Origin of the sequence: Porcipelethomonas ammoniilytica (assembly GCF_025567485.1) — a bacterium.
GTDB lineage: Bacteria > Bacillota > Clostridia > Oscillospirales > Ruminococcaceae > Porcipelethomonas > Porcipelethomonas ammoniilytica.
Genome location: NZ_JAOQKH010000029.1, coordinates 1 through 5,947 on the forward strand (window position 1 = coordinate 1; position 5,947 = coordinate 5,947).

Genomic DNA, 5,947 nt, shown 5'->3' on the forward strand with positions numbered 1-5,947 from the left:
ATCAGCGGAAGTCCGAAAATTTGCAGAGGATTTTCAGCAATTATGTAAATTTTTGTAAAAGCGTCCCCCGAAAGATTATGATAACACCAACACGTTTTGTTCATTACAACAAAGGAAATAACTGATATTACCAGAGGAATTATATATTTCTTTTGCAGGAAACTGTTAAAGTGTTCTTTCAATGTTTTCATTTACTTTTTCCATTCCCTTTTTAACACCGTTTTCCATAGTTTTCTCAGCTTCCTTTGCCGTTTCCTTAACTTTTTCCTGATTACCCGCTAATTTCTCTAAAACCGAATCTTTAGCCTTTAAATCATGTTCTTTATATTCCCTAAACACTCGTTCCATAACTTCGTTGTCTCTTGCTTTAAAAAAAATAACATACTGTTTGCTTTTAGGATTTTGTTTTACTGCAAAATCAACGTTATACCGTGCTGCAATATCCCTGAAATTTCTCAGAGATGAATCGCCGCTGATATCCACGCTGCTAAGCGGCTGCTTTTGGAATTGCAAATCCTCTAAGCTTTGTTCGCCGTATTTTGTTAAGATTTTATCTATAACGCTGTTGTCACGGGATTTGAAATATACAGTATGTTTCTTTGTTTCCGGATCATGCTGAATTGCAAAATCCAAGTTATATTTTGAAGCTGTTTTTCGGAATTCGTGAAGCTTTTCGTCTCCATTAACAACAATACTAAGCATAGGCTGACCATGCTGATACAGAGATTGCAGGCTTTGCTCTCCCTGAGGAAGTTCGGGTTTTTGAGGGAGCGTTTTTTTCCCAAAAGCCTTTTTATTTATATAATATGTAGTAAGCATTTGCAGTCCTTGCTTTACGTTATTACATGCAAACATATATATTTGTTTTGATATATCTTCATTTTGCATTCGATCACCTCTGATCTTTAATAAATAAAGAGTCTGCTTCCCGAAAGACGGGAAGCGCTCTTTAAAGGAAAAATAGTTATATATGAGGAATAATTATGATGAAAGAAAGTTAATTATAGAATCAACTTATTTTTTATTCTGCTTTCTGTGTTTGAAAAGCAGCATGCCTCCGAAAGCAGTCAGACCTGTAATGAACACAGCGGCTGGAATCTTTTTGCTTCCTGTCAGCGGTGAAGGATTATTATATGTCACATACGGAACGGTTCCGGATGTAAAGGTAGTTGTTGTAGTGACCGTAGTAGTCGTAGTGGTAGTTATTTTTTGATTTACAAATTTATCTGACAAATCATTGTTTGTGATTTTTACAACTTCTCCGTTGTTTTCAATTTTGAAGTTATAATAATTATCATCAATATAGTATCCGTCAGGAGATTTGGTTTCCTTTAAGAAATAACTGCCGTACGGAATATTTTCAAGCCTGTACAAGCCTGTTTCAACTTCCTCCAGAACTCCGTACTGTTCGCCCTCGTCAAATTTACCGTTGCCGTTTGTATCTGTAAACACGGTAAATTCAGCGCCGGACAGCTTTTCATCAGTAAGGGAATCGTATTTTTCTATCTCAACGATGCCTTTGATTTTTACGTTGACAATAGTAATACTGATTTGAGTATTCTGACTGATTTCCACAGGATAGATCTGGTTAGTCAGAATATATCCTTCAGGAGGCTGTATTTCAGCAATTATATATTTGCCGTATTCTACATTTTCAAAAACAAATTTACCGTTTTCGTCAGTAGTTACAGTACCCAGAGCGTTTCTGTTGGTTAAATCAGATTCGCCGTCGGCGAAAAGACCGATAACTGCGCCGCTTAAAGGTTCATCGGATTCTCCGACCTTAATACCTTCAATATTGCCTTTGATTTTTTCATTACTGATTTTGACAGTAATTACTTCATTATCTGTGCTGACGGAAACAGGGAAGGTTTTTTCTGTAAGAATATATCCCTCCGGCGATTCAATTTCGGCAACAATGTATTTGCCGTATACTATGTCCTTGAAAATAAATTTGCCGTCTTTTTCAGTGGTAACCGTTGCAAGAGCGTTTTCAGCAGTGAATTCGGATTCGCCATTGGCGAATAATCCGATAACTGCGCCTGCAAGAGGTTCGTCTGATTTTCCGACCTTAACGCCTTCTATTGTTCCACGGATTTTTTCATTATGAATTTTAACGGTTATTACCTGACCGTTTTCTTCAATACTTACCGGAAATGTTTCAGATGTAAGTACATATCCCTCCGGAGACTGAATTTCAGCAACAATGTATTTGCCGTATTCAATGTCCTCAAAGGCAAATTTGCCGTTTTCATCTGTTGTAACAGATTTTACAGCTTTATCGGCTGAAAAATCGGATTCACCATCGGCGAACAGTCCGATAACTGCGCCGCTTAAAGGTTCGTCGGATTCTCCGATCTTAATACCTTCGATATTGCCCCTGATTTTTTCATTACTGATTTTTACAGTAATTACCTCGTTATTTTTACTGATAGAAACAGGGAATGTTTCTTCTGTAAGAATATATCCTGTAGGGGATTGAATCTCGGCAACAATATATTTTCCGTATACTATGTCCTTGAAAATAAATTTGCCGTCTTTTTCAGTGGTAACCGCTGCAAGAGCGTTTTCAGCTGTGAATTCGGATTCGCCGTCGGAGAACAATCCGATAACTGCGCCGCTTAAAGGTTCGTCGGATTCTCCGACCTTAACGCCTTCTATATTTCCCTTTATATCCTTATTGTAAAAGTTACCGTCCGCATTGTTGCCGACTTTGACTGTTTCACCGTCTTTCTTAATAGAAAAGGCGTAATAATTTCTGTCGACAGTGTATCCTTCCGGAGCTTTGATTTCTCTGGTGAGATAATCGCCGTACAGTAAATCTTTATACTCATGAATTCCCGCAGAGGATTCGGTCATATTACCTAACAGTTCATCAGTACCGCCAGTAAATTTCTTATCGCCGTTGACGTCCCTGTAAACTGCAAATACCGCTCCGTTCAGAATCTGAGGAGGATTTCCGCTGTCATATTTTGCGATCAGAACATTACCCTTAATGGGCTTGTTGCGGATCGTAATTTCAATGGTCACTCCGTTAACGTTGATGTTGACGTCGTAAATATTTTCAGACAGTACGAATCCCTCCGGCGCTTCGATTTCAGCAACCTTATATTTACCGTAAACAATATCGGTAAATTTGAAACTTCCGTCTTTATCTGACGTTACAGTTTCAATTGCATTTTCTTCTGAAAAATCAGTTTCGTCCGCATTGAAAAGACCGATCAATGCACCCTGTAATTCAGTCTTATCATCTGCATTGATTTTAAGACCGTTTACATTTCCTCTGATAACATCGTTAAAGAATTTATCCGATGATTTATCATTACTTACATTTACAATTTCTCCGTTTTCACGAATCTCAAAGTAGTAATAATTTTCATCGATAACATAGCCTGCCGGAGCAACGGTTTCTTTTAAGAAATATCCGCCGTATTCCACACCGTCAAGCTGATAAATTCCGCTTCCAGTTTCATTCAAAAATCCGTAAGATTTATCGGTATCATTTTCAAATTTTTCGTTACCGTTTTTATCGGCGAAAATTTCAAAAACTGCCCCGTTCAGAGCCTTAGATTTATTTGTTAAATCATATTTTTTGACCTGAACGCTTCCACGGATTTTTTCATTTTTGATGGTGATTTCAATTACGTCACCATCTTCGGAAATAACAACGGGGAACGTCTCATCTGAAAGCACATATCCTGTCGGAGATTCGATCTCTTTGACAAGATAATTTCCGAAAATGATTTCTTCAAAATTAAATGAACCGTCATCGTCTGAAACGACAGTTTCGATTGCATTTTCTTCTGAAAAATCAGTTTCGTCCGCATTGAAAAGACCGATTACTGCGCCCGATAATTTTGACTTATCATCGGCGTCAACTTTCAGACCTTCAACACGCCCTGTTTTGAAAGTATTATCAATAACTTTTCCGTCATTGATTTTAATTTCTGAAACAGCCGTATCCTGACCTAAATATTCAAAATTTACGGGATATTTTGTATCGTCGAGAATGTAATGCTCATCTGTGGAAATTTCCTGAACATAATAACTTCCCAACGGCAGTTTTTTGTTAAACTGCGCTTTCATATCCTCAGTCAGACCGATAGTTTCAATCAGTCCGTTTTCGGGAATGACCGTACCGTCGGCAGCTGTGATTTCTTCAGCAGCGTACAGTCCGAATTTTACGTACTGTGCATAATCTTCACCGTTAATACCGTATTTCTCAGAGGATTCAAGATACTTTTCCAGAGTAATATTTACCTGCTGGTAATTGTTCTTAAAGGACGTACCTGTGTTGGTTACGGCTATTTCCTGTCCTTCGTATTCGAGAGTGACAAGGGTTTCGCCGTTCTCAAGGACGTATCCCTCCGGAGCTTCGATTTCAACAACTCGGTATGTTCCGAGATACAGTTTCTTTGAGGTTGCCGTACCGTCAGAGCCTGTTGTGATTGTGTCCACAACCGTATCTTTTTCGACTTTTAAATTACCGTCCGGAGTGTAAATATCCTCAGCTGCAATAATGTCAAATTTTGCGCCCTTCAAAGAATTTTCTTCAAAGACAGGAGAGTAGATTTTTTTGTTTTTTTCACTTTCAGCAGAAGAATTTTCTTCGCTTTCAACAGATGAAAAAACATCTCCGATTTTTGAAATCGTAATAGTTCCTTTTTGCGGAGTATTCATTTTCTCAACCTGAACGGTAGCGCCGTCCTCGGTGATGGCAAAATCAATCGGGGTTTTGTCTAAAGCATAGCCGTCCGGAGCTTTGGTTTCTATCAACTGATACGTACCGTAAACCAGAGGTTCGGGCAGTAAAATCTGTCCCGATTCATCGGTCACGAATGTATCAGTTTCATTACCGTCATCATCGGTTAAAATTACTTTATTTCCGTTTGAATCAAGTATCTGAAATTCTGTTCCGGGAAGCGGAATATTGTCTCCGGATTCCGAATCCTTTTTGACAATAAGAACACTTGAACGTTTCAATTTATTTTCCACGTCCAAATGAATCATAAGTCCGTTGTCATCAGCTGAAGATAACAAGGAACCTTCGAATTCACCTAAAGTCACATACCTGTCAGGTGCATTTTTTTCTGTAAGAACGTATATTAATTCTTTTCCGTCTTCGGTCCAGAACGGCAATTCAGTCCATGAAGCTTTTCCGTAACCTGAGCCTTGTATGTAGGTGGTTATTTTATCGTCAAAAGTATCATATACCTTACCGTCAGAAGTTGTTGAGTAAAGACCGAATGTGAAATTGGCTTCAGCTTTATCCTCGGTATATTTTGTTACAACAAGATGACCTTTTTTCAGTGTGTTTACGAACAATACATACGCCGTTTTTCCCGCCTCAACTATTACTGTCTTATCACGGACATTTGTGTAAATACTTGAGGTTTTCTCCGAAACCTTGTATGTGCCGGGCTTAAGACCGGGTATTCTGATATATCCGTCTTTGCCTGTGGTGTAGTCTCCGTCGATTCCGTTACCGGTAATATGGAATGTAATTCCTTCCACCTTGTTATCGTCCGGAGAACTTTTCTTTATCCACAGGCTGCCGTTTTCTACGCCCTTTACAGCTGCGTAATAATCACGGGGATCAGCCTGAAGCTTGGTGATAGTCTGATTGTTTGATCCGTTTGTCAGTACGAGCATTCCGCAGCGTTCGCCGGAAGCGTTGACATTGTTTTGCTTCATAGTTATCAATGCTGTTTTATTGGCTTCAGCCTTGATTTTCAGCTGAGTTGCTGATTTTGAAACAACTGAACCGTCCTTGACCGTAACGTCGAAATTATTCAGCTGACCGTTTTTGTCAGTGAATGTGTATGTTCCATCGCTGCCGCAGGCAGCAGCTTTACTTTCAGCTACAGATTCACGAGTAGATGCAAATGAAACGCTTTTCCCATCAGCCTTGATATTTTTTTCATAGGCTTCGTAAAAGCTCTTGACC

General features: G+C 39.0%; 3 protein-coding genes. All 3 read right to left on the reverse strand.

From position 1 onward, the window contains the following. On the reverse strand, positions 1 to 191 hold a 191-nt coding region (locus tag OCV67_RS12225; RefSeq protein ID WP_147644234.1), incomplete at its 3' end, for a hypothetical protein. Further along, positions 166 to 888 (reverse strand): DUF3801 domain-containing protein, encoded by a 723-nt coding sequence (locus tag OCV67_RS12230; protein WP_147644235.1) that lies wholly within the window; start codon positions 886 to 888, stop codon positions 166 to 168. The genes OCV67_RS12230 and OCV67_RS12225, both read right to left, overlap by 26 nt. 126 nt (positions 889 to 1,014) lie before the next feature. After that, the coding region (locus OCV67_RS12235; protein ID WP_262644625.1) for a SpaA isopeptide-forming pilin-related protein at positions 1,015 to 5,947 on the reverse strand (4,933 nt) is incomplete at its 5' end.

What these genes read in the sequence shown, in the direction of transcription:
- OCV67_RS12230 (WP_147644235.1), bottom strand. Translation starts at nt 888, where the DNA reads ATGCAAAATGAAGATATATCAAAACAAATATATATGTTTGCATGTAAT.